At 62.6% G+C, this 19,710-nt stretch carries 22 protein-coding genes and 1 pseudogene; 16 read left to right on the top strand and 7 right to left on the bottom strand.

Going from position 1 to position 19,710, the window contains the following annotated elements:
* Window positions 1-146: 146 nt before the first annotated feature.
* Together purF and ACZ9IU_RS07510 are read left to right on the top strand one after the other, a co-directional pair.
* Window positions 147-1,649 (top strand): amidophosphoribosyltransferase, encoded by a 1,503-nt coding sequence (purF, locus tag ACZ9IU_RS07515; RefSeq protein WP_038541635.1) that lies wholly within the window; start codon window positions 147-149, stop codon window positions 1,647-1,649.
* Between the two features lie 420 nt (window positions 1,650-2,069).
* A complete protein-coding gene (locus tag ACZ9IU_RS07510; RefSeq protein ID WP_038541632.1) occupies window positions 2,070-2,810 on the top strand; it encodes an SDR family NAD(P)-dependent oxidoreductase in 741 nt (246 codons plus the stop codon).
* 196 nt (window positions 2,811-3,006) lie between these two features.
* Here the strand turns inward: ACZ9IU_RS07510 and ACZ9IU_RS07505 are convergent, their stop codons facing one another.
* Window positions 3,007-3,399 (bottom strand): low affinity iron permease family protein, encoded by a 393-nt coding sequence (locus tag ACZ9IU_RS07505; protein ID WP_038541629.1) that lies wholly within the window; start codon window positions 3,397-3,399, stop codon window positions 3,007-3,009.
* A 177-nt stretch (window positions 3,400-3,576) separates the two neighbouring features.
* Between ACZ9IU_RS07505 and ACZ9IU_RS07500 the strand changes: the two genes are divergently transcribed.
* The 3 genes from ACZ9IU_RS07500 (at window position 3,577) to ACZ9IU_RS07490 (ending at window position 6,098) form a co-directional block, all read left to right on the top strand.
* Window positions 3,577-3,957, top strand: a complete 381-nt coding sequence (locus ACZ9IU_RS07500) for a hypothetical protein (protein ID WP_038541626.1) — start codon at window positions 3,577-3,579, stop codon at window positions 3,955-3,957.
* A gap of 325 nt (window positions 3,958-4,282) precedes the next feature.
* Complete coding sequence (gene cysS, locus ACZ9IU_RS07495) at window positions 4,283-5,668, top strand: cysteine--tRNA ligase (protein WP_038541624.1); 1,386 nt, start codon at window positions 4,283-4,285, stop codon at window positions 5,666-5,668.
* Between the two features lie 37 nt (window positions 5,669-5,705).
* Window positions 5,706-6,098 (top strand): VOC family protein, encoded by a 393-nt coding sequence (locus tag ACZ9IU_RS07490; RefSeq protein WP_038541621.1) that lies wholly within the window; start codon window positions 5,706-5,708, stop codon window positions 6,096-6,098.
* Between the two features lie 45 nt (window positions 6,099-6,143).
* Here the strand turns inward: ACZ9IU_RS07490 and ACZ9IU_RS07485 are convergent.
* A pseudogene (locus tag ACZ9IU_RS07485) lies at window positions 6,144-6,427 on the bottom strand (hypothetical protein); the annotation flags it as partial.
* Between the two features lie 25 nt (window positions 6,428-6,452).
* Here ACZ9IU_RS07485 and ACZ9IU_RS07480 point away from each other — a divergent pair.
* From ACZ9IU_RS07480 to ACZ9IU_RS07445, 8 genes are all read left to right on the top strand, one after another.
* Window positions 6,453-6,821 carry an endonuclease domain-containing protein gene (locus ACZ9IU_RS07480; protein ID WP_038541618.1) on the top strand — a complete coding sequence of 123 codons (369 nt, stop codon included), beginning with the start codon at window positions 6,453-6,455 and terminating at the stop codon, window positions 6,819-6,821.
* Complete coding sequence (locus ACZ9IU_RS07475) at window positions 6,818-7,315, top strand: GFA family protein (RefSeq protein WP_038541616.1); 498 nt, start codon at window positions 6,818-6,820, stop codon at window positions 7,313-7,315. Before ACZ9IU_RS07480 ends, ACZ9IU_RS07475 begins: the two co-directional genes overlap by 4 nt.
* Window positions 7,312-7,824, top strand: coding sequence for a GFA family protein (locus tag ACZ9IU_RS07470; protein ID WP_038541612.1), 513 nt, complete (start codon window positions 7,312-7,314; stop codon window positions 7,822-7,824). Before ACZ9IU_RS07475 ends, ACZ9IU_RS07470 begins: the two co-directional genes overlap by 4 nt.
* A complete protein-coding gene (locus ACZ9IU_RS07465) occupies window positions 7,821-8,297 on the top strand; it encodes a GFA family protein (protein ID WP_038541609.1) in 477 nt (158 codons plus the stop codon). Before ACZ9IU_RS07470 ends, ACZ9IU_RS07465 begins: the two co-directional genes overlap by 4 nt.
* On the top strand, window positions 8,294-9,253 hold the full coding sequence (gene pip / locus ACZ9IU_RS07460) for a prolyl aminopeptidase (RefSeq protein ID WP_038541606.1): 960 nt from the start codon (window positions 8,294-8,296) through the stop codon (window positions 9,251-9,253). Before ACZ9IU_RS07465 ends, pip begins: the two co-directional genes overlap by 4 nt.
* Window positions 9,254-9,509: 256 nt before the next feature.
* Window positions 9,510-11,126 (top strand): citramalate synthase, encoded by a 1,617-nt coding sequence (cimA, locus tag ACZ9IU_RS07455; RefSeq protein ID WP_038541603.1) that lies wholly within the window; start codon window positions 9,510-9,512, stop codon window positions 11,124-11,126.
* 246 nt (window positions 11,127-11,372) lie between these two features.
* Window positions 11,373-12,395 (top strand): ribosome small subunit-dependent GTPase A, encoded by a 1,023-nt coding sequence (gene rsgA, locus ACZ9IU_RS07450; RefSeq protein WP_038541600.1) that lies wholly within the window; start codon window positions 11,373-11,375, stop codon window positions 12,393-12,395.
* A 225-nt stretch (window positions 12,396-12,620) separates the two neighbouring features.
* Window positions 12,621-12,779: a hypothetical protein gene (locus tag ACZ9IU_RS07445; RefSeq protein ID WP_172729950.1), complete on the top strand. Its 159-nt coding sequence runs from the start codon at window positions 12,621-12,623 to the stop codon at window positions 12,777-12,779.
* Window positions 12,780-12,835: 56 nt separating this feature from the next.
* Here ACZ9IU_RS07445 and ACZ9IU_RS07440 read toward each other — a convergent pair whose 3' ends face one another.
* From ACZ9IU_RS07440 to ACZ9IU_RS07425, 4 genes are all read right to left on the bottom strand, one after another.
* Window positions 12,836-13,525: a pentapeptide repeat-containing protein gene (locus ACZ9IU_RS07440; protein WP_038548990.1), complete on the bottom strand. Its 690-nt coding sequence runs from the start codon at window positions 13,523-13,525 to the stop codon at window positions 12,836-12,838.
* Between the two features lie 96 nt (window positions 13,526-13,621).
* The gene (locus ACZ9IU_RS07435; RefSeq protein WP_038541598.1) at window positions 13,622-13,906 is read right to left on the bottom strand and encodes a YciI family protein; all 285 of its coding nucleotides are present in this window, start codon (window positions 13,904-13,906) and stop codon (window positions 13,622-13,624) included.
* Between the two features lie 12 nt (window positions 13,907-13,918).
* Window positions 13,919-14,518, bottom strand: a complete 600-nt coding sequence (locus ACZ9IU_RS07430) for a TetR/AcrR family transcriptional regulator (RefSeq protein WP_038541596.1) — start codon at window positions 14,516-14,518, stop codon at window positions 13,919-13,921.
* A gap of 183 nt (window positions 14,519-14,701) precedes the next feature.
* Window positions 14,702-15,574, bottom strand: coding sequence for a protein-L-isoaspartate O-methyltransferase family protein (locus tag ACZ9IU_RS07425; RefSeq protein WP_038541593.1), 873 nt, complete (start codon window positions 15,572-15,574; stop codon window positions 14,702-14,704).
* 152 nt (window positions 15,575-15,726) lie between these two features.
* Here ACZ9IU_RS07425 and rarD point away from each other — a divergent pair, with 152 nt between their 5' ends.
* Together rarD and ACZ9IU_RS07415 are read left to right on the top strand one after the other, a co-directional pair.
* Window positions 15,727-16,641, top strand: a complete 915-nt coding sequence (gene rarD / locus ACZ9IU_RS07420; protein ID WP_038541591.1) for an EamA family transporter RarD — start codon at window positions 15,727-15,729, stop codon at window positions 16,639-16,641.
* Between the two features lie 20 nt (window positions 16,642-16,661).
* Window positions 16,662-16,991, top strand: coding sequence for a DHCW motif cupin fold protein (locus ACZ9IU_RS07415; protein ID WP_038541588.1), 330 nt, complete (start codon window positions 16,662-16,664; stop codon window positions 16,989-16,991).
* Between the two features lie 17 nt (window positions 16,992-17,008).
* On the opposite strand, the gene ACZ9IU_RS07410 is transcribed toward ACZ9IU_RS07415, so the two are convergent.
* Window positions 17,009-17,626: an LOG family protein gene (locus tag ACZ9IU_RS07410; protein ID WP_038541585.1), complete on the bottom strand. Its 618-nt coding sequence runs from the start codon at window positions 17,624-17,626 to the stop codon at window positions 17,009-17,011.
* Window positions 17,627-17,783: 157 nt separating this feature from the next.
* On the opposite strand from ACZ9IU_RS07410, the gene ACZ9IU_RS07405 reads away from it, so the two are divergent.
* On the top strand, window positions 17,784-19,616 hold the full coding sequence (locus ACZ9IU_RS07405) for a LysM peptidoglycan-binding domain-containing protein (RefSeq protein ID WP_051899677.1): 1,833 nt from the start codon (window positions 17,784-17,786) through the stop codon (window positions 19,614-19,616).
* Window positions 19,617-19,710 lie beyond the last annotated feature (94 nt).

The raw sequence follows: 19,710 nt of genomic DNA, 5'->3' as shown, positions 1-19,710 counted from the left end.
TGCGCTTGATGCAGCGCAAAACGTCACCATTTGTGGTATCATTCGCATCTAAGTGAAAACAGGCTGGTTTCCGGGGAGCTTCTCCCCCGGCCGGCCTTTCCATTTTTCCGACAGGGACAGGTTGTCCACAGGGATAAGGGGCCAAGATGAAACAGCCGGTTTCCGAGACATTCGCCGAGGACAGCGTCAACGAATGGGATGGCGATACGCTGCATGAGGAATGCGGCGTGTTCGGCATCCTCGGCCATCCTGAGGCCGCGACGCTGACGGCGCTCGGGCTGCACGCCCTGCAGCACCGTGGCCAGGAAGCCGCCGGCATCGTCTCCTTCGACGGATTGCGCTTCCATTCGGAGCGCCGCATGGGCCTCGTCGGCGACCATTACACCGACCCTGTCACCCTTGCCCGCCTCCCCGGCAATATCGCGATTGGCCACAACCGTTACTCGACCACCGGCGAAGTCGCGCTGCGCAATGTCCAGCCGCTGTTTGCCGAACTCGAAGTCGGCGGCATCGCGGTTGCCCATAACGGCAATTTCACCAACGGCCTGACGCTGCGCCGGCAATTGATCGCCGGCGGCGCCATCTGTCAGTCGACCTCCGATACCGAAGTCGTCCTGCATCTCATCGCCCGTTCCCGCTATTCGTCGACCGCCGACCGGTTCATCGATGCGATCCGGCAGATGGAAGGCGGCTATTCGATGCTCGCCGTCACCCGCACCAAGCTGATCGCCGCGCGCGATCCCACCGGCATTCGCCCGCTGGTGATGGGCGAACTCGACGGCAAGCCGATCTTCGCCTCGGAAACCTGCGCGCTCGATATCATCGGCGCCAAGTTCGTTCGCGACGTGGAGAATGGCGAAGTCATCATCTGCGAGATCCAGCCGGACGGTTCGATCTCGATCGACGCCCGCAAGGCCGGCAACGGTCAGCCGGAGCGGCTCTGCCTGTTCGAATACGTCTATTTCGCCCGCCCCGATTCCGTCGTTGGCGGCCGCAGCGTCTATGTCGCCCGCAAGAACATGGGCATCAACCTCGCGAAAGAAGCCCCAGTCGAAGCCGATGTCGTCGTGCCTGTGCCGGATGGCGGCACGCCGGCTGCTCTCGGTTACGCCCAGGAAAGCGGCATCCCCTTCGAATACGGGATCATCCGCAACCACTATGTCGGCCGCACCTTCATCGAGCCGACCCAGCAGATCCGCGCTTTCGGCGTCAAGCTCAAGCATTCCGCCAACCGGGCGATGATCGAGGGCAAGCGCGTCGTGCTCGTCGACGATTCGGTGGTGCGCGGCACGACGTCGCTGAAGATCGTCCGGATGATCCGCGATGCCGGCGCCAAGGAAGTGCATCTGCGCGTCGCCAGCCCGATGATCTATTACCCGGACTTCTACGGCATCGACACGCCGGACCGCGACAAGCTGCTCGCCAACCAGTACGACAGCCTGGAAGCCATGTGCCGGTATATCGGCGCGGACTCGCTGGAGTTCCTGTCGATCAACGGCCTCTACCGCGCCGTCGGCGGCGAAGACCGCAACAATGCGCGGCCGCAGTTCACCGACCACTACTTTACCGGCGACTATCCCACCCGCCTGCTCGACAAGGACGGCGAGACGATGGGCCGCAAGGTTTCGGTTCTGGCCAGCAACGGGTGAGGTGAGCGTCTCCCGAAGCTGAAATCAACGTCGAGCCAGATCGCCCCCCTCTGCCCTGCCGGGCATCTCCCCCACAGGTGGGGAGATTACAAGCGGCATGCTCTTCCCGCCAAACTCCTGATGCGATTGACAGCAACGTTTGTTGTTTGGGGAGGGCGGTGCGCCCATCCGATCTCCCCACCCGTGGGGGAGATGTCCGGCAGGACAGAGGGGGGCTGGCTGGTTCGGCGCTCAATGAACAGGGTCTCCAACGACGACGACGCCTCTCCAACGCGCAAGGACTTGCGTAGGCTGGATCGCTGTGACAAGCACAGGGATGAGGGAGTCTGAGGCCGAACCTGTGCGAAAGAGGCCGCCTCCTCCACGAGATATCCACCGGCAACGGTAACCCGTTGCACGTATTGCTAAGGGCGGAAAATCATGACTATCGATCTGAAGGGCAGGATCGCGCTGGTGACCGGCGCGTCGCGGGGCATCGGCTATTTCACGGCGTTGGCACTCGCGAAAGCAGGCGCGCATGTGATTGCCACCGCCCGCACGGTCGGCGGCCTCGAGGATCTCGACGACGCGATCAAGGCGGCCGGCGGCACCGCGACCCTCGTTCCCTTCGACATTACCGACATGGCGGCGATCGACAAGCTCGGTGCCTCGATCTTCGAGCGCTGGGGCAAGCTCGACATCCTCGTTGCCAATGCCGGCATCCTCGGCGTCATCTCACCGCTCGGCCATATCGAAGCGAAGGTGTTCGAAAAGGTGATGCTGACCAATGTTACCGCCACCTGGCGGCTGATCCGCTCGGTCGAGCCGCTCTTGACCAAATCCGATGCCGGCCGCGCGCTGATCATGTCGTCCGGCGTCGCCTCCAAGGCGCCGGCCTTCTGGGGCGCCTATTCGGTCTCCAAGGCTGCGGTCGAGAACATGGCCCGCATCTGGGCGGCCGAGACCGATCACACGCCGCTCAAGGTCAACATCGTCAATCCCGGCGCCACCCGCACCGCGATGCGCGCCCAGGCCGTGCCCGGCGAAGACCCGGAAACCCTGCCGCATCCCTCGGAAGTGGCCGAAAAGATCCTCTTCCTCGCCTCCCCCGACCTTCAGGATACCGGCCGCCTGTTCGTCGTGCGCGACAACAGGTTCGTGGATTTCCGCGCGCCGGAATAAAGCCCCCTCCGTCACGGGTTATCCACGTTTGGCAGTGGTCGATTGTCCGCGTCGACAAGGAACACTTGGGGACCGTGTCATGGAAGCGATGCGGCTGATCAGCTCCGCGATGACCGACGACGCGCGGCGCAGATCCATCGCTCAGGCCCTGCTCGACAACAGCAATCCGCCGACCGACAAAGGCCGGTGACGCGCCCTAGACGTTCTCCGCCTCCTGATCCAGCGTCTTGGCGCGGCGTTGCAGACTTTCGCTGAGCTTGCGAAGCTGTTCCTCGTCCAGCTTTTCAATTCCGATGAACTCGTTGGCGGCTTGGCTCGACAGGATCAGTTCGTCGAGTTTCGCCTGGACCGCCTCACCGTCCCTGTTCTGGGAATTTTGCAGCACGAAGACCATCAGGAAGGTGATGATCGTCGTTCCGGTGTTGACCACCAGCTGCCAGGTTTCCGAAAATCCGAAAAACGGTCCGGTGACGCCCCAGACGACGATCAGGACGACGGCGGCGACGAAGGTGACGGGTTTACCCGACCAGAACGCGACGGCGCTCGAGAAGATGTCGAAAATGTTGCGGTGTCTATCCTGTCTGGCCATTTGGCATCCATCCGATGGGGCACGATTTTCCGCCCATCAACGTGCGAAGCCCATGTTTTGATCCCTGCGGCAGATCAATGGCCGACCTCTTTGGTACCCCCATGTATAAAATCCGATTTCTGTTATGCTGCGGGTCCTGCGATAGGGCGCAGGAACTTTAAATTTCGGGGGAATCTGATGAGAAACATCGCTTTCTGCTTCTTCGGCGCAGCCGTGCTCTGCGTCACCGTCGGCATGTTCTGGGGCATTCACATGGCGATCTCAGGCGACCATCTGATGGCGCCGGCGCATGCGCATCTGAACCTGGTCGGCTGGACGACCATGGCGATTTTCGGCCTCTACTACACGGTGACGCCGGCGGCTGCCGAGACCCTGCTGGCGAAGGTGCATCTTGGCTTTGCAGTCCTTGGCGTGCTCTGTCTCGTGCCAGGTATCGCGATGGCGGTGTCGACGGGCGGCGAAGCGCTTGCCGCGATCGGTTCGATCATTACCGTCATCTCAATGCTGATCTTCCTGTTTACTGTCGCCCGGAACGGCATCGGCCGCAAGACGGCGTAAGACGGCTTCAACCGTCCGGCGCGGGCGACGCCCACTTGACCAAATGGCTTGCCCGCGCCATAACGCCTTCCATGAAAACGGCGATTTCCATTTGTGGGATCATTATCCGCTAGCGTTCGCGCTGGCCCGGCCGTTTTCGTCTCTCGAAAAGCCTTGAAGACAAACGACCCGGCCGGAGCCGGATGTTTTCGTGTTTTCCCGAACGCGAAAGCATCCGCCTGCTAGTTGATAATGAGAGCGGGATGTCGTCCGAAAACCGCGTACACTTTTCGGCATCCCGCTCGACCGGATGCTCGCCGTGCGAGACTGTTGGGGAGATTTTTCGATGAGCATTCCGCTCAGATTCTACAATACGCTGACCCGTGAAAAGACGGCGTTCACGCCGATCGACCCCCAGAACGTACGCATGTATGTCTGCGGCCCGACGGTCTACGACTATGCCCATATCGGCAATGCCCGACCGGCGATCGTCTTCGACGTGCTCTTCCGGCTGCTCCGCCATGTCTATGGCGAGGCCCACGTCATCTATGCCCGCAATATCACCGACGTCGACGACAAGATCAACGCGCGGGCGCTGCGCGACCATCCCGGCCTGCCGCTCAACGAGGCGATCCGCCTCGTCACGGAAAAGACCGAGACGCAGTACCACGAGGACGTCGCCCTGCTCGGCAATCTGAAGCCGACCGTCGAGCCGCGTGCCACCGACACCATTGCCGAGATGATCGAGATCATCGAGAAGCTGATCGGCAACGGCCATGCCTATGTCGCAAAAGGCGAAGTGCTGTTCGACACCAAGTCGATGGCCGATTACGGCCAGCTTTCCAAGCGTCCGCTCGACGAACAGCAGGCTGGTGCCCGCGTTGCCGTCGATGCGCACAAGAAAAACCCCGGCGATTTCGTGCTGTGGAAGCTCTCCTCCCATAACGAGCCCGGCTGGGAAAGTCCCTGGGGCCGCGGCCGTCCGGGCTGGCATATCGAGTGCTCAGCGATGAGCCGGCGTTATCTCGGCGAGGTGTTTGACATCCATGGCGGCGGGCTCGACCTGATCTTCCCACACCATGAAAACGAGATCGCCCAGTCGCGTTGCGCCCACGGCACGGAGGTGATGGCGAATGTCTGGATGCATAACGGCTTCGTGCAGGTCGAAGGCCGCAAGATGTCGAAGTCGGAGGGCAATTTCATCACTATCTATGACCTGCTGCACACCGAAAAATTCGGCGGCCGCCAATGGCCGGGCGAAGTGCTGCGGCTTGCCATGCTGATGACGCACTACCGCGAGCCGATCGATTTTTCGGTGAAGCGGCTGGAAGAGGCCGAGCGCCTTCTGGCAAAGTGGCCGGCGGCGGAGGTTTCCGGTGCCACCCCTTGCGACACGGTGGTGAACGCGCTTGCCGACGACCTCAACACGGTCGCAGCCGTGCAGGCACTTCACGCGTTGGCGCAGGAAGCTCACGGCGATCCGGACGCACTTGCGGTGTTTGCCGCCAGTGCCGCGTTTCTTGGCGTGCTGCCTGAAAAAACCGAGGTCGACGAGGCGCTGGCATCCGCCGTCGACGCGCTGGTCGCCCTGCGGCTCGAAATGCTGAAGGCGAAAAATTTCGCCGAGGCCGACAGGATCCGCAACGAGTTGTCGGACAAGGGCATCCAGCTGAAGGACGGCAAGGACCCGGCAACGGGCGAGAGGGTGACGACCTGGGAGGTGAAGCGGTAAGCTTCACCTCCTGGAACAACGCGCGAGGAGCAAGGCGATGATCGATCACATGGGCATCAAGGTCGCGGATTTCGACCGGGCCCGAGCATTCTACGATGCAGCCTTCGCGCCGCTCGGCGCCTCGCTGCTTTACATGGTGCCGGCCGAATATACGGGCGGCGTCAAGGTCGGCGGCTACGGACGCGAGCGGCCGATCTACTGGCTGCACGAGGACAAACCAGTCCCCGGCCATTCCCAGCACGTTGCGTTTACCGCCAGGAGCCGGGCCGAGGTGGACTCCTTCTATGCCGCGGCGATATCAGCCGGCGGCAGTGACAACGGCCCGCCCGGCCTGCGCGTGCATTACCACCCGAACTACTACGGCGCCTTCGTGTTTGACCCCGACGGCAACAATATCGAGGCGGTGTGTCACGCACCGGAAGGCGTGTGATGGTGCTGGAGCTCAGGCAATAGGATGGCGATGCGGGCGCGGCATACCCCCCTCTGCCCTGCCGGGCATCTCCCCCACAAGGGGGGAGATCGGCTGGGCGCGCCCGCTTGCCCGGACATTGATCGCCTTCTTCGCCGCGCTCACGCCCTGAGATCCCCACACACTAATTCGCAGCAGCCTTTCAACCTTCGGAATTTGAAAACTCGGCTTGCCTTGCGAGAACACCTATCCCAGATTGCGACATCCAATGTAGGCGAGTGTGTTCGCCACACTCCGATCTCCCCCCTTGTGGGGGAGATGCCCGGCAGGGCAGAGGGGGGTAACCACGCGCTCCGAGCCGATAAGGAGCATGATATGCCGCATGCCCCCATCCCGCCGCAGCGCCGCGCCAATGCCCGGCGCATGCGCAAGGCGCTGACCGATGCCGAACTGAAGCTCTGGAACGAATTGCGCGCCCACCGCCTGATGGGTCTGAGCTTTCGACACCAACTGCCGATTGCGGGTTACATCGTGGATTTCGCCTGCCCGACGCACCACCTCATCGTTGAGGTCGATGGCTCGCAGCACGGCAACGACGAGGATCTTCGGTACGACGCGGAGCGAACCCAGCGCCTGGAACAGGATGGCTGGACAGTCCTGCGCTTCTGGAACGACGACGTTCTGAAAGACATCGACAATGTTTGTCTCCATATCGTGAAAATCGTCGGGGAGGACAGTCAATGACCCAGATCCACACCGGCGGCTGCCAGTGCGGCGCTGTGAGATACCGGGCGGAAGGGGAGCTCGGGTTTCCGCATCTGTGCCACTGCCGCATGTGCCAGAAGGCGGCGGGGAATTATTTCATGCCGCTTGGCGGGGTGATGTACGAAAATTTCAAGCTGACACGCGGCGAGCCGGCCTGGTTCCAGTCATCGGAAACGGTACGGCGCGGCTTCTGCGAAAAATGCGGCACGCCGCTCTTTTATGACGGATCGAGCGATCATATCAGCATCACGCTCGGTTCCCTCGACGATCCGCAATCGGTGAAGCCGGAGGTGCAGACCAATCTTGCCCACAAGATGCCCTGGTTCGGGACCCTCGACAGCCTGCATCACGATGCAAAGATGGACATGACGCCGCAGGAAGAAGAGACGATCTCGGCGAGCAGCAACCAGCACCCCGACCACGATACCGAGGTCTGGCCGCGCAGGAACGGGCATGCGGAGGGCCGCTCATGAGCGATGCCGTTCGGACCGGCGGCTGCCAGTGCGGCGCGATCCGCTTCCGGCTGGTGGGCGATGCGCCGGATGCCTCGATCTGCCATTGCCGCATGTGCCAGAAGGCGTTCGGCGCCTATTACGCGCCGTTGGTGGCGGCCGGCGAGGCGGAGCTGACCTGGACGCGCGGCCAGCTCAAATATTTCCACTCGTCGAACCATGTGCGGCGCGGGTTTTGCGAAAACTGCGGCACGCCGATGACCTATGAGGCGGCCGACGGCATCGCTATTTCCGCCGGCAGTTTCGATGAGCCAGGCCAGCTTCCTCCGGTCGTGCAGTTCGGCGTGGAAGGCAAGATCGGCTTTGTCGACCACCTGCATGAACTTCCCGAGCGGGATACCATGGACGACGTCGCCTCGGCGCCGTTCCTCGACGACATCGTCTCCTACCAGCATCCCGATCACGACACCGAAACATGGCCGCCCGAAACCGCTCCCCCCGAAATCGCTCCCAAGGAGGACAGACAGTGACCGAAACTTTGAGAACAGGCGGTTGCCAGTGCGGCGCCGTGCGCTTCCGCATCCACGGCGAGCTCGGCCGCGCCTCGATCTGCCATTGCCGCATGTGCCAGAAGGCCTTCGGTGGGTTTTTCGGGCCGTTGGTGACAGCGCCGAAGGACGGCATCGAATGGACCCGCGGCGAGCCGAAATATTTCCAGTCATCGGTGAATATCGACCGCGGCTTCTGCGAGAATTGCGGCACGCCGCTCACCTACCGTTACCCCGGCGGGCTGGAACTGGCGATCGGCGCCTTCGACGACCGCGGCGACCTCGCCCCGAAGATCCAGGTGAACTATGCCTCGCATATACCGTGGGTGACGACGATCTTCGACCAGCCGGTGCGCGACAGCGGCGAAGACGCCGTCAAGCAGGAGCAGATCATCTCCTTCCAGCATCCCGATCACGATACCGAAAACTGGCCGGCAAAGGGCCTGCATCTATGACCGAAATCCTGCGCACGCTCTATCCCGAGATCGAACCCTACGCGACAGGGCAACTGGATGTCGGCGACGGCCATGTGATCTATTGGGAGCGGGTCGGCAAGCCGGGCGCCAAGCCGACCGTCTTCCTGCATGGCGGCCCGGGCGGCGGCTGCAATCCGAACCAGCGGCGGCTCTTCAACCCCGACCTCTACGACGTGCTGCTGTTCGACCAGCGCGGCTGTGGCAAGTCCACGCCGCATGCAAGCCTGGACGCCAACACCACCTGGCATCTGGTCGCCGACATCGAGCGGCTCAGGCAGATGGTCGGCGTCGAAAAATGGCAGGTGTTCGGCGGCTCCTGGGGTTCGACGCTGGCGCTTGCCTATGCTGAAACTCATCCCGAGCGGGTCACCGAACTTCTGGTGCGCGGCATCTATACGCTGACCAGGCCGGAACTCGACTGGTACTACCAGTTCGGCGTATCGGAAATGTTCCCGGACAAGTGGGAGGCCTTCGTCGCCCCCATTCCGGAAAACGAGCGCCACGAGATGATGGCCGCCTACCACCGCCGCCTCACCGGCACCGACAAGGCCGAGCAGATCCGCTGCGCCAAGGCCTGGAGCGTCTGGGAGGGCTCGACCATCACGCTTCTGCCGAGCCCCGAACTGGCGTCGGATCACGATGACGACCATTTCGCCCTCGCCTTCTCGCGCATCGAAAACCACTTCTTCATGAATGCCGGCTGGCTGGAAGACGGGCAGTTGTTGCGCGACGCGACAAAGCTAAAGGGCATTCCGGGCGTCATCGTGCACGGCCGCTACGACATGCCTTGCCCGCTGAAATATGCCTGGCAGCTTTCGAAAGTCTGGACGGACGCGGATTTCCACATCATCGAAGGTGCGGGGCATGCGGTCTCGGAACCCGGCATTACCGACCAGCTGATCCGCGCGACGGACCGGTTTGCGAGGAAGGTTTGACCGTGGAATTCGTGGCTACCCCCCTCTGGCCTGCCGGCCATCTCCCCCTCAAGGGGGGAGATCGAAGGATGCACGGCCTTCCCCAAACAATGACCGCAAGAGATGGCCGCATTCGAGCCGGCTGCTGCAATCCTAAATCTGTCTTGGGAGCGAGGCATCGCTCCTGGCCGATCTCCCCCCTTGAGGGGGAGATGCCCAGCAGGGCAGAGGGGGGTGATGCCGCCAACAGCATAATCTTGCTCCAGGAGGAGCACCCATGACACGCGAACGCATCTATCTCTTCGACACAACGCTGCGCGACGGGCAACAGACCCCCGGCGTCGATTTTTCCGTCGAGGACAAGATCGCCATTTCCAACCTGCTGGACGAGTTCGGCATCGATTATGTCGAGGGTGGTTATCCCGGCGCCAACCCGACCGATACCGCTTTTTTCTCGGAGAAACGCACGGCGAAGTCGAAATTCGTCGCCTTCGGTATGACCAAGCGGGCCGGCATTTCCGCCTCCAACGATCCGGGGCTGGCCGTGCTGCTGCAGGCGAAAAGCGACGCCACCTGTTTCGTCGCCAAGAGCTGGGATTATCACGTGCGCGTGGCGCTCGGCTGTTCGAACGAGGAAAACCTCGAGGCGATCCGCGACAGCGTCGAGGCCGCCCGCGGCGCTGCCAAGGAAGCGCTGGTCGATTGCGAACATTTCTTCGATGGCTACAAGGCCAATCCGGAATATGCCCTTGCCTGCGCCAGGACGGCTTATGAAGCCGGTGCGCGCTGGGTGGTGCTCTGCGACACCAATGGCGGCACCCAGCCGGGCGAAATCCGCGCCATCGTCGAGGCGGTGATCGCGTCGGGCATTCCCGGCACCTCGCTCGGCATCCACGCCCATGACGATACCGGCCAGGCGGTGGCCAATTCGCTCGCCGCGATCGAGGCGGGCTGTCGGCAGATCCAGGGGACGCTGAACGGCATCGGCGAGCGCTGCGGCAATGCCAATCTGGTGACGATCATCGCGACGCTTGCCCTGAAGGACGCTTACGCCACACGGTTCGAGACGGCGATCGATGCCGAGCGGTTGACCGGCCTCACCCGCCTCAGCCACGCCTTCGACGAGCTCTTGAACCGCTCACCGAACCACCAGGCCCCCTATGTCGGCGCTTCTGCCTTCGCCACCAAGGCCGGCATCCATGCCTCGGCGCTGCTGAAAGATCCGCGCACCTACGAACACGTGACGCCGGAAAGCGTCGGCAACCTGCGCAAGGTCATGGTCTCCGACCAGGGCGGCAAGTCGAACTTCATCAACGCGCTGAAGCGCCGCGGCATCGAGGTCGGCAAGGATGATCCGAAGCTCGACCAACTGATCTCGATCGTCAAGGAACGCGAGGCGACCGGTTATGCCTATGAGGGCGCCGATGCGAGTTTCGAACTGCTCGCCCGCCGCACGCTCGGCACCATTCCGGAATTCTTCTCGGTCGAAGGTTTTCGGGTGATGGTCGAGCGCCGGTTCGACTCGCATGGCAAGATCAAGATCGTCTCCGAAGCGGTGGTGAAACTCGTCGTCGACGGCCAGACGCTGATGTCGGTCGCCGAGGGCGACGGCCCGGTCAACGCGCTCGACCGGGCGCTGCGCAAGGATTTCGGCAAATACCAGCACGAGATCGATGACCTGGTGCTCGCGGACTTCAAGGTGCGTATCCTCAACGGCGGCACCGAGGCGATCACCCGGGTGCTGATCGAATCCACCGACGGCGACGGCGTGCGCTGGTGGACGGTCGGCGTCTCGGAAAACATCATCGACGCCTCGTTCCAGGCGCTGATGGATTCGGTCATCTACAAGCTGATGAAGAACCGGCATCTGGCAGGCAAGATCGCGGCGGAGTGAGGTTGAAGAACACAAACGCCGGATCGCGTCCCGTCGGGCCTCATATGCAATGCGATGCCGATCGCTTCCTCGACTTCGGCGGTAGGCTGGGTTAATGCTCTGGCTCGATGACGAACGGACGGCAGTCCGGGCTCAGCCAAGAGCCGACACTTTCGCAACATATCTGCGGACCCTCTCCGGAGGCACTCGCGCTCACTCTTCGGAAAGCTCACCCATGACGGCGTCCCCGAATTTTCGTACCGAACCTTGACCGGCTCCAACCCGCCCTCATCGCTTGAACTGCTTGGCTGGTCCGATTTCTTTGCGGCTCAGGTCGAGCCGGACGAGACCGAACTCCTGGTCCGGCGCATTGCCTCTGTTCATCGGGCACGCATCGACGCGATCGGTGTCAGCGGACCGGTCGGGATCGAACTTCCGCCCAATAGCAATACCGCGGATTTTGCGGTGGGCGACTGGGTTCTTGCCGACCCGCTGACGGGCATGCTCGTGCGCCGTCTCGACCGGAAGACCGTGTTTCAACGGCGTGCGGAAGGCGGGCATGGCCAGCAGCTTGCCGCAGCCAATGTCGATACGCTGTTCATCGTCACCTCGTGCAATGCCGATTTCAACCCGGGACGGCTGGAACGCTACCTGATCATGGCCAACCAAGCCGGGACCGATCCGGTGATCGTGCTGACCAAGGCCGACACAATCGAAGATGCCGGCCCTTTCGAACAGCAGGCAAAGGCGCTGCAGCGCGACCTGCCGGTGGTCATCCTCAATGCGCGCACTGCGGATGCCGTTGCCTTGCTGAAGTCCTGGTGCGGCGTAGGGAAAACGGTGGCACTGGTGGGCTCCTCCGGCGTCGGCAAGTCGACACTGGTCAACACGCTCGCCGGGCATGCGTCCGACACGATGCAGAAGACCGGCAGCATTCGCGAACGGGATGCAAAGGGTCGTCACACCACCACGGCACGGTCGCTGCACGCGATTGCCGGTGGCGGCTGGGTGATCGATACGCCGGGTATTCGGACGCTTTATGTCAGCGACGTTACCGACGGCATCGATACGCTGTTTGCCGAGATCACCGATCTGGCACCGAATTGCCGGTTTCGCGATTGCACCCACGCCCACGAACCGGGCTGCGCGGTGCAGGCAGCTGTTGCCAAAGGCGAACTTTCCGCCGATCGCCTGGAACGCTGGCGCAGCCTGCTTGCGGAAAACCGCGACAGAACGCCCGTGCTGAGCGGGCCAAAGGGCAACAAGATCGTCCGCAAGAAGAAATACTGAAGGTTTCGCGCAAAAACCGTCCCTGCAGGAGTTGGCAGGCGGCCCCGAATCCTGTGGCCCGATCCGGGCCATTGTGTTTCAGGGGCTTTCGTACCATATAGACGGTACATTGAGGCAGCCGCTCGCGGTAATGACGCAGCAGCGCCTGGCAACGAACCCCCTCACCGTTTCATTAATCCAAAGAGGCTTCGGCATCCTGCCGGAGCATCGAGATCGGAGACGTTCATGTCTGATAAAAAAGCAAACACCGCGGACCAGCCTTACCAGCCTATCCCCTTCGCCAAGAAGCATCGCATTTCGGTTGAGGATGCGAAGGCGATCATCGAAAAGCACGGCGCAGACCGGAAGTCGGCCGACAAGGAAGCACGGCGCGTAGCCGTCTAATCCTTCTCGCCTGCAAGACGACTGGAAGAACCGGAGACTGAGGATGCCGCACCCGGCTATTGAACCTTCAGTCCCAGTTCCGCCAGGATATCTCCGGCCTGCTGCCGCGAGATCGTCGCTCCCTTGAACTTCCTGGCGTCGATCAGCTTCAGGCCGCCGAGGTCCGCGCCGCGCAGATCGGCCCCTTCGAACCTGGCATCGACGAGCCCCGTGTCACGCAGGCTGCAGCCGTCGAACACGACGTCGCGAAAATCGCATTTCGACAGATCGGCCATGCCGAAATCGACCCGCTCGATCCGGGACTTCCGGAACGACAATGCGGGAAGCCTCGCCTGGGCGAGGATGGTCTCCTTGAACGACAGGCCGAGCGAGGCGATCCGCGTCAGGTTGGCACCGGTCAGCTTGCAGCCGACGAACCGGGTGTCGTTCATTTTGGCTTCCAGGAAAGCGGCGTTGTTGAAGTCGCAATTCCGGAACTCCACCTCCGCAAGGTTGGCGCCCGTAAAATTGGCGAACGGTCCCCGGCATCCCTCGAATTTTGCCCCTTCGAGGTCGGCGGCCCGCAGATTGACGGTGGTCATCCTGCAGTTTCTGAATTCCCAGCGCTGGAGATCCAGCCCCGACAGGTCCGCTTCCTCCAGAATGCAGCCGTTCAGGATCACCGGGCCTCCGGCGGCCGTAAAGCCAAGCGCCTCCGCGCGTCCGATCCGCTGTTCGGAAACCTCGATGGGATCCTGCTCCGCCATGACCTTCGCCTCCGCCGACATCCGTTCGCCTGATTGATCAGAGATTCGGGTTGGAGACAATCGGCCGCGCATACGAGATGATGGCGCCCCTGGTGTCTAGGCTTTCAGGAATGCAAGCCGGTCATCGACACGGCCAGGTACGATTTCCTGAATGTCAGCGCTGACAACGCCTTCGGCAACGAAAGGATCGTCCGTCACACGCATTTCGAGGTCGGCCCGTGTGGTATTGTGGACCAACACGGATCCGCCTGCATTCGGTTGGAGGCTGCCGACCAGCAGAAAAACACCGTCATCAAAGCCTTTTCTGATCCAGGCATTGTGCCCTTCCATGAATTGCGGAGCCCTTGCCTTGTCGGCGAACTTCAGGGTGACGATGAACATGCCGGTTTTCCTTCAGACGGTTCGTGATGAAACGGATTGGGTAGCGAGCGGCCGCTCCGAGATATGCGCCTCCAACCACGTCTGCATGGCATCTACTTCGCGGCGGATGAAGGTTTCGTCGCGGAACGCCGTGGCGAGCGCCGATACACCTTGGCTTCGCATCAGGAGATGTAGGGAGAGCGCGTCGGCATCGATTTCCCGGCCCAGAGCGCGGAACTGGCGAGCGAGCCACTCGCGGAACAGGGTGAAAAGTGATGCGGCGTCGGTTTGGGCGACATGATCGAGCTTGGCGAGTTCGTTGCAGAGCGATCCGACCGGGCAGCCATACGCCATGATCTTCGTTCGGTTGACGATGAGGATATTGATAAAGCTTCGGATTCTGTCGGCAGCTGTCCCGCCTTCAGCCTCCCATGCCTCCAGCATTCTCTGCGTGTTGGCGATACGAAGGGCGATCACCGCGTTGAGAATTTCGTCCTTCGTCTTGAAGTGGTAGTAAAAATTGCCGCGCGACAGGCCCACGCATTCGGCAATATCGGCAAACGACGTTACGTCGTACCCGCGCTCGTAGAAGAGCCGATCAGCGGCGTCTACGATCTGATTGCGTGTGTCCATACCCTTCAACGTGGCAACCCTGTTTGCTGTTGCCCGGGTGCAAAGCGATGGCTTCACGGATTAGGGCAATTGTCCTAATCCTCTTCTAGGACAGTCGACCTAAAATGATCAAGTCCCTGAGCCTGAAATTTTCAATCCATTGCTATGTTCGTTTCGGGCGCCTAGGATCAGGAACTTTGGCCCTCACACCTCCTCGAAACTCAGCCCCCAATCCCCCTCGCCGTACCACTCGCCCTCCTGGGGCGGCTCCCGCCAGCGCAGGCTGCGCACCTGATAACCGCGGCGGGAACGGAAGGCTTCCGCCAGCCCGTCGTGACGGCCTGGCGGAGGTGGCTGCTGGCCTTCCGCCCAAACGAAGGAGACCGGCTGCAGAAATTTGGCGCCGAAACCCGACGCACGCCGGTCGATCATCAGGAAACCCGCAGAACGGGTAAAGCCGCTCCGCCGGCCATTGTCGATCGCCGGAAAGCCGAGCGGAAAGAGCGTGCGCCCCGAGACCGCCAGATTATCGATCCAGGCGGCCGGCGGGTGGTCGAGCGCGAAATTGGCGTAGATCACGTCCGCATCCTCCTTCGGCCATTCGGTCCCGTCGCCGCAGACGAGTTCGATATTTGCGTAACCCGCCAGGTTCTGCCGCGCCTTGTCCGCGAGGGCTTCGTCGTATTCGACGGCGACCACCCGGCCCGACGGCCCCACCAGCTCGGCAATGATCGCCGTGTAATATCCGGTCCCGGCGCCGAGATGAGCGACGGTCTCGCCATCGCGGATGCCGAGCGCGTGAAGGGCCCCGGCATGCAGCGACGGCATGCCGTTGTTGACGCCGCGCGCCGTGTCCAGGCCGACCAGCAGATCCTGGTAGAGAACCAACGGATCAGTCGAGGCGAGTTCGCGGTAATTGCGAAAGTCGTTATAGACCCAGGGCGGCGGGCCGACGAATTGTTCGCGCGGCACCTTGGCGAAGGCGGCGAGGAGCCGGGCGTCTGCCCTCACGCCGGCCTTCGCCAGGATCTGACGGGCGTAGATCTGCCGGTGCAGCGGCGGGTTTTCGAAATCCATCCAATTCCTCCGTTCTGACAAGCGATCACTATCGCAAGCCAAGCCGACAGAATCGCGACAAACGATAGGTTCTTCAATGAAATGAATTGGTCCGGCTCAACCTATTCGTTTAAACGGGGGATAACCAGAACAAACATACCGGAAACACCCGCATGACCACCGACATCGCCCCGGCGACAATAGCGAAGAACGAGGATACCCCACGCGGTTTCGCCTTCGGGCTGACGGCCTATTTCCTTTGGGGCTTTCTGCCGTTCTATCTAAAGGCTGTTGCCCATATTCCTTCGCTCGAAGTGCTGGCGCACCGGGCCATCTGGTCGGTGCCGGTTGCCGGAATCGTTCTCCTCATCCTGCGTCGCACCGGCGATCTCAAGGTGGCGGTGCAGAACCCGCGCATGCTTGCCATGGCATGCCTGACCGCCCTGATCATCATGGCGAACTGGGGCATCTATGTATGGGCGGTCGCCGCCGGCCGGGCGCTCGATGCGGCGCTCGGTTATTTCATCAATCCGCTGTTCAGCATCTTTCTCGCAGCCGTCCTGCTCAAGGAAAGACTGGCGCCGGTGCAGCTTGCCGCGATCGGCCTCGTGGTGGTGGCGGTGGCGATCCTCACCTATGACGCGGGCGGATTGCCGTGGGTTTCGCTGGCGCTCACCGTCACCTGGGGGTTCTATGCGCTGTTCCGGAAAACCCTGCCGATCGGCCCAAACCAGGGTTTCTTCCTGGAAGTGCTGCTGATCAGCATCCCTTGTCTGCCCTATGTGATCTGGCTGGAATCGACCGGCCAGGGCCATCTCCTCAATTCGACCGGGTGGGACACGTTCATCCTGATGGCCGCCGGAATCATCACCGCCGCACCGCTGATGATCTATGCCAATGGCGCAAAACTCCTGAAACTCTCGACCATCGGCATCATGCAATACATCGCGCCGACGATGATCTTCCTGATCGCGGTTTTCGCTTTCCACGAGCCGCTCAGCCTGGTGAAGCTCGGGGCCTTTGCGCTGATCTGGGTGGCGCTCGCCGTCTACACCTGGTCGATGCTGAAACAGACGCGCGGCCGATAATCCCTTTCCGGAGCATAAGAATGCAGATCAGCGACATTCCGTTCGGCACGACCGACTGGAGCACGGTGCCCAAGACCGAACACAAGGGCGACACCGGGCTCGCGACCTGGCAGACATGCCATTTTGGGAAGATCCGGGTGCGGATGGTGGAATATACCCCGGGCTATCTCGCCGACCACTGGTGCGTCAAAGGCCATGTCCTGCTCTGCCTCGAAGGCGCGCTGACGACCGAACTCGCCGACGGCCGGGTCTTCGTGCTGAAGCCCGGCATGAGTTACCAGGTGGCTGACGATGCCGAGCCCCACCGCTCCTCGACAGCGGTCGGTGCAAAACTCTTCATCGTCGACTAGAGCTTAAGCACCGGCGCTCAAAGCCTTGAAATGACAGCCTCCTCGCCGCCGGACGGCGGGCGGTCCTCGCCCTGTTCGAGGATCGCCGGAACGATCTCCTCGACATTGGCGATGACAAGCGGCTGGACCAGATGCGCGCGGTGGATGAAACCCTGTTCGCGCATGTGGGTGATGAGGTCGAGCATCGGATCCCAGAAACCGCCGATATTGGCAAATGCCATCGGTTTCTGATGCCGTCCGAGCTGCGCCCATGTCATGATCTCGACGATCTCCTCCAGCGTGCCTATGCCGCCCGGCAGGGTCACGAAAGCGTCAGCGCGCTCGAACATCTTGTGCTTGCGCGCATGCATGTCCTCCGTCACAATCAGCTCGTCGAGCTGGCCGAGCGAATGGCGCGTGGCCTCCATGTCGACCAGGAACTCGGGAATGATGCCGGTGACCTGACCGCCGTTCGACAGAACGCCGGCCGCGACCGCACCCATGATGCCCTTGGTGCCTCCGCCATAGACAAGCCGAAGCCCATGGGCGGCGATGGATTTTCCGAGCGCACGGCCGGCCTCGATATAGGCGGGATCGCGTCCCGGCTGCGAACCGCAGTAAACGCAGATGGATCGAATCGGCACAGTTTTCTCCATAAGGCATTTCAAGTGGAGGGCCAAAGCGAGCCCCGGTCGTCAAAATTGACGGGAAATGCCCGGAAGAGCAAGGGTTTATCGTGTGAAAAGCTTGTGAACGCGGGAGGAAAAGGTTAATCCGAATATGCGATGGCTATAGCTGTCGGGAGAGGCATTGATGATGAAAAACCGCGCCGGCTGGCTGGCTCTGATCGTATTGGCTATCGCATCGCTGCTGATGGTGTTCTTCGTGATGCCTGCGATAAACAAGGATTCAAAGCCGATCGGCGACGCGATCAATGCCGCAGGCAATGCCGTCAAGGACGCGGTGACGGAACCGCAGCAGGCAGCCAAGGCGCCTGATGCCGCAAAGCAGGCAGACCCTGCTGCAGCGCCGCAGACGGCCCCGCCCGCTGCGGGCTCCCAGGCGGCCTCAAACCAGACGCCCCCCACTCAGGCTGCCGCGGCGATGGCGCCGCCCTCCTTCGACGTGCTGCGGGTCGAGCCGGACGGTTCGACAGTGATCGCCGGCCGCGCCGCGCCCCATTCCAAGCTCGAGGTCACCGATGGCGCCACGGTCGTCGCCAAGGTCGATGTCGGCCCGAGCGGCGATTTTGCCGCCATTCTCGACAAACCGCTACCGCCCGGCGACCACCAACTGGTGCTGAAGGCCACCGGCAAGGACGGCAAGGCCACCGTTTCGGAAGAAACCGCGACGGTTTCTGTGCCTGCCGACAAGAACGGCAAGCTGCTTGCCATGGTCACCAAACCCGGCAAGGCAAGCCGACTGATCGCCACGCCGACCCCGGATGCTGCAGGTCTTCCTTCCATGGCCGCAGCGCAGCCGGCCGTTCCGGCTCCCCAGGGCGCGACTTCGGCCGCGGCCAACCCGCCCCCTGCCGGCTCCGCTCCAGCGCTTGCCGCACCCTCGGCCGCGCCGTCCACCTCGGTTGCGACGCTGCCGGCACCGCCCTCCGGCTCATCCACTCTCGCGTCTTCCGCGCCGAACATCCCGGTCTCGGCGCCCGTCTCCCCGGGGGCGGCGGCGCCTGAACTACGCGTCACCGCCGTCGAGATCGAGGGCAACAAGATCTTCGTCGCCGGCAGCGCGAAGGCTGGCACGTCGCTGCGCGGCCAGGCAGACGGCCGGCCGATCGGCACCGCCCAGGCGGGCCAGGACGGCAGTTTCGTCATCGAAGGGGCGATCGACCTTGCGGTCGGCGACCACCGGATCGGCGTCGAAGCGCTCGGAGCCGGCGGCCAGGTTCTGGTACGGGTCGAAGTGCCCTTCAACCGCCCGGCCGGCGATCAGGTTGCCGCCGTAGCGGCGCCGCAGGCCCCCAATAACGGCATGTCAGCGGCCGACAGCGGCGCCTTCGACAAGCTGCGCAACGAAACCGTACGCGCCTTCAACCTGCTGCGCGGGCTCTACGACAACGGTCGCGTTCCTTCGGCGGAACAGATGGTCGCCGCCCGGTCCGCCACCTCGATCGCGCTGAAGTCGCTTTCCGAATACCGGCTGCAGGCCGACGCTGCGGCCTCCGCCCGCGTGCTTGCCGAAACCACCGCCCAGAACGCTGCGGCAGCGGCTGCTGCCCTCGACGCGCTTCCCAAGGATGTCGCAAGCGTCGGCGCCGGCCTGAAGCGGATCGGCGACATGATCGCCCGCGCCGTCGGCCCGATCATTGCCCGCGAACTGCACGGCGTCGAAGTGGCCACCGCCGCCCCGATGACCGCAACCGATGCCAGCGGCGCCCGCACCATCCAGCAGGAGGCGCTGACGCAGAGCGAACGCAGCTCGGTCATCATCCGCCGCGGCGACACGCTCTGGCAGATCTCCCGCCGCGTCTACGGCCAGGGCGTGCGCTACACGACGATCTACCTCGCCAACGAGGCCCAGATCCGCAACCCCGACGTCATCCAGCCCGGCCAGATCTTTGGCGTGCCGGACGAGGCCCTGCCCGACTCGGAAGAACTCCACCGCCAGCGGATGATGCATCGCCGGTCGTAAGGGGCGGAAGGCGCTTTCTCTGGTTAAGTGGGCGGGGCGGATAAGCCCTTGCGGGCAACACTTTCGGCCCTTCGGAGACGTTGCTTGGGACTGC

This window comes from Mesorhizobium sp. USDA 4132 (genome assembly GCF_056279545.1).
Note: the sequence above shows the minus strand (reverse complement) of the source record. Positions and strands in the feature narration are given on the sequence as shown.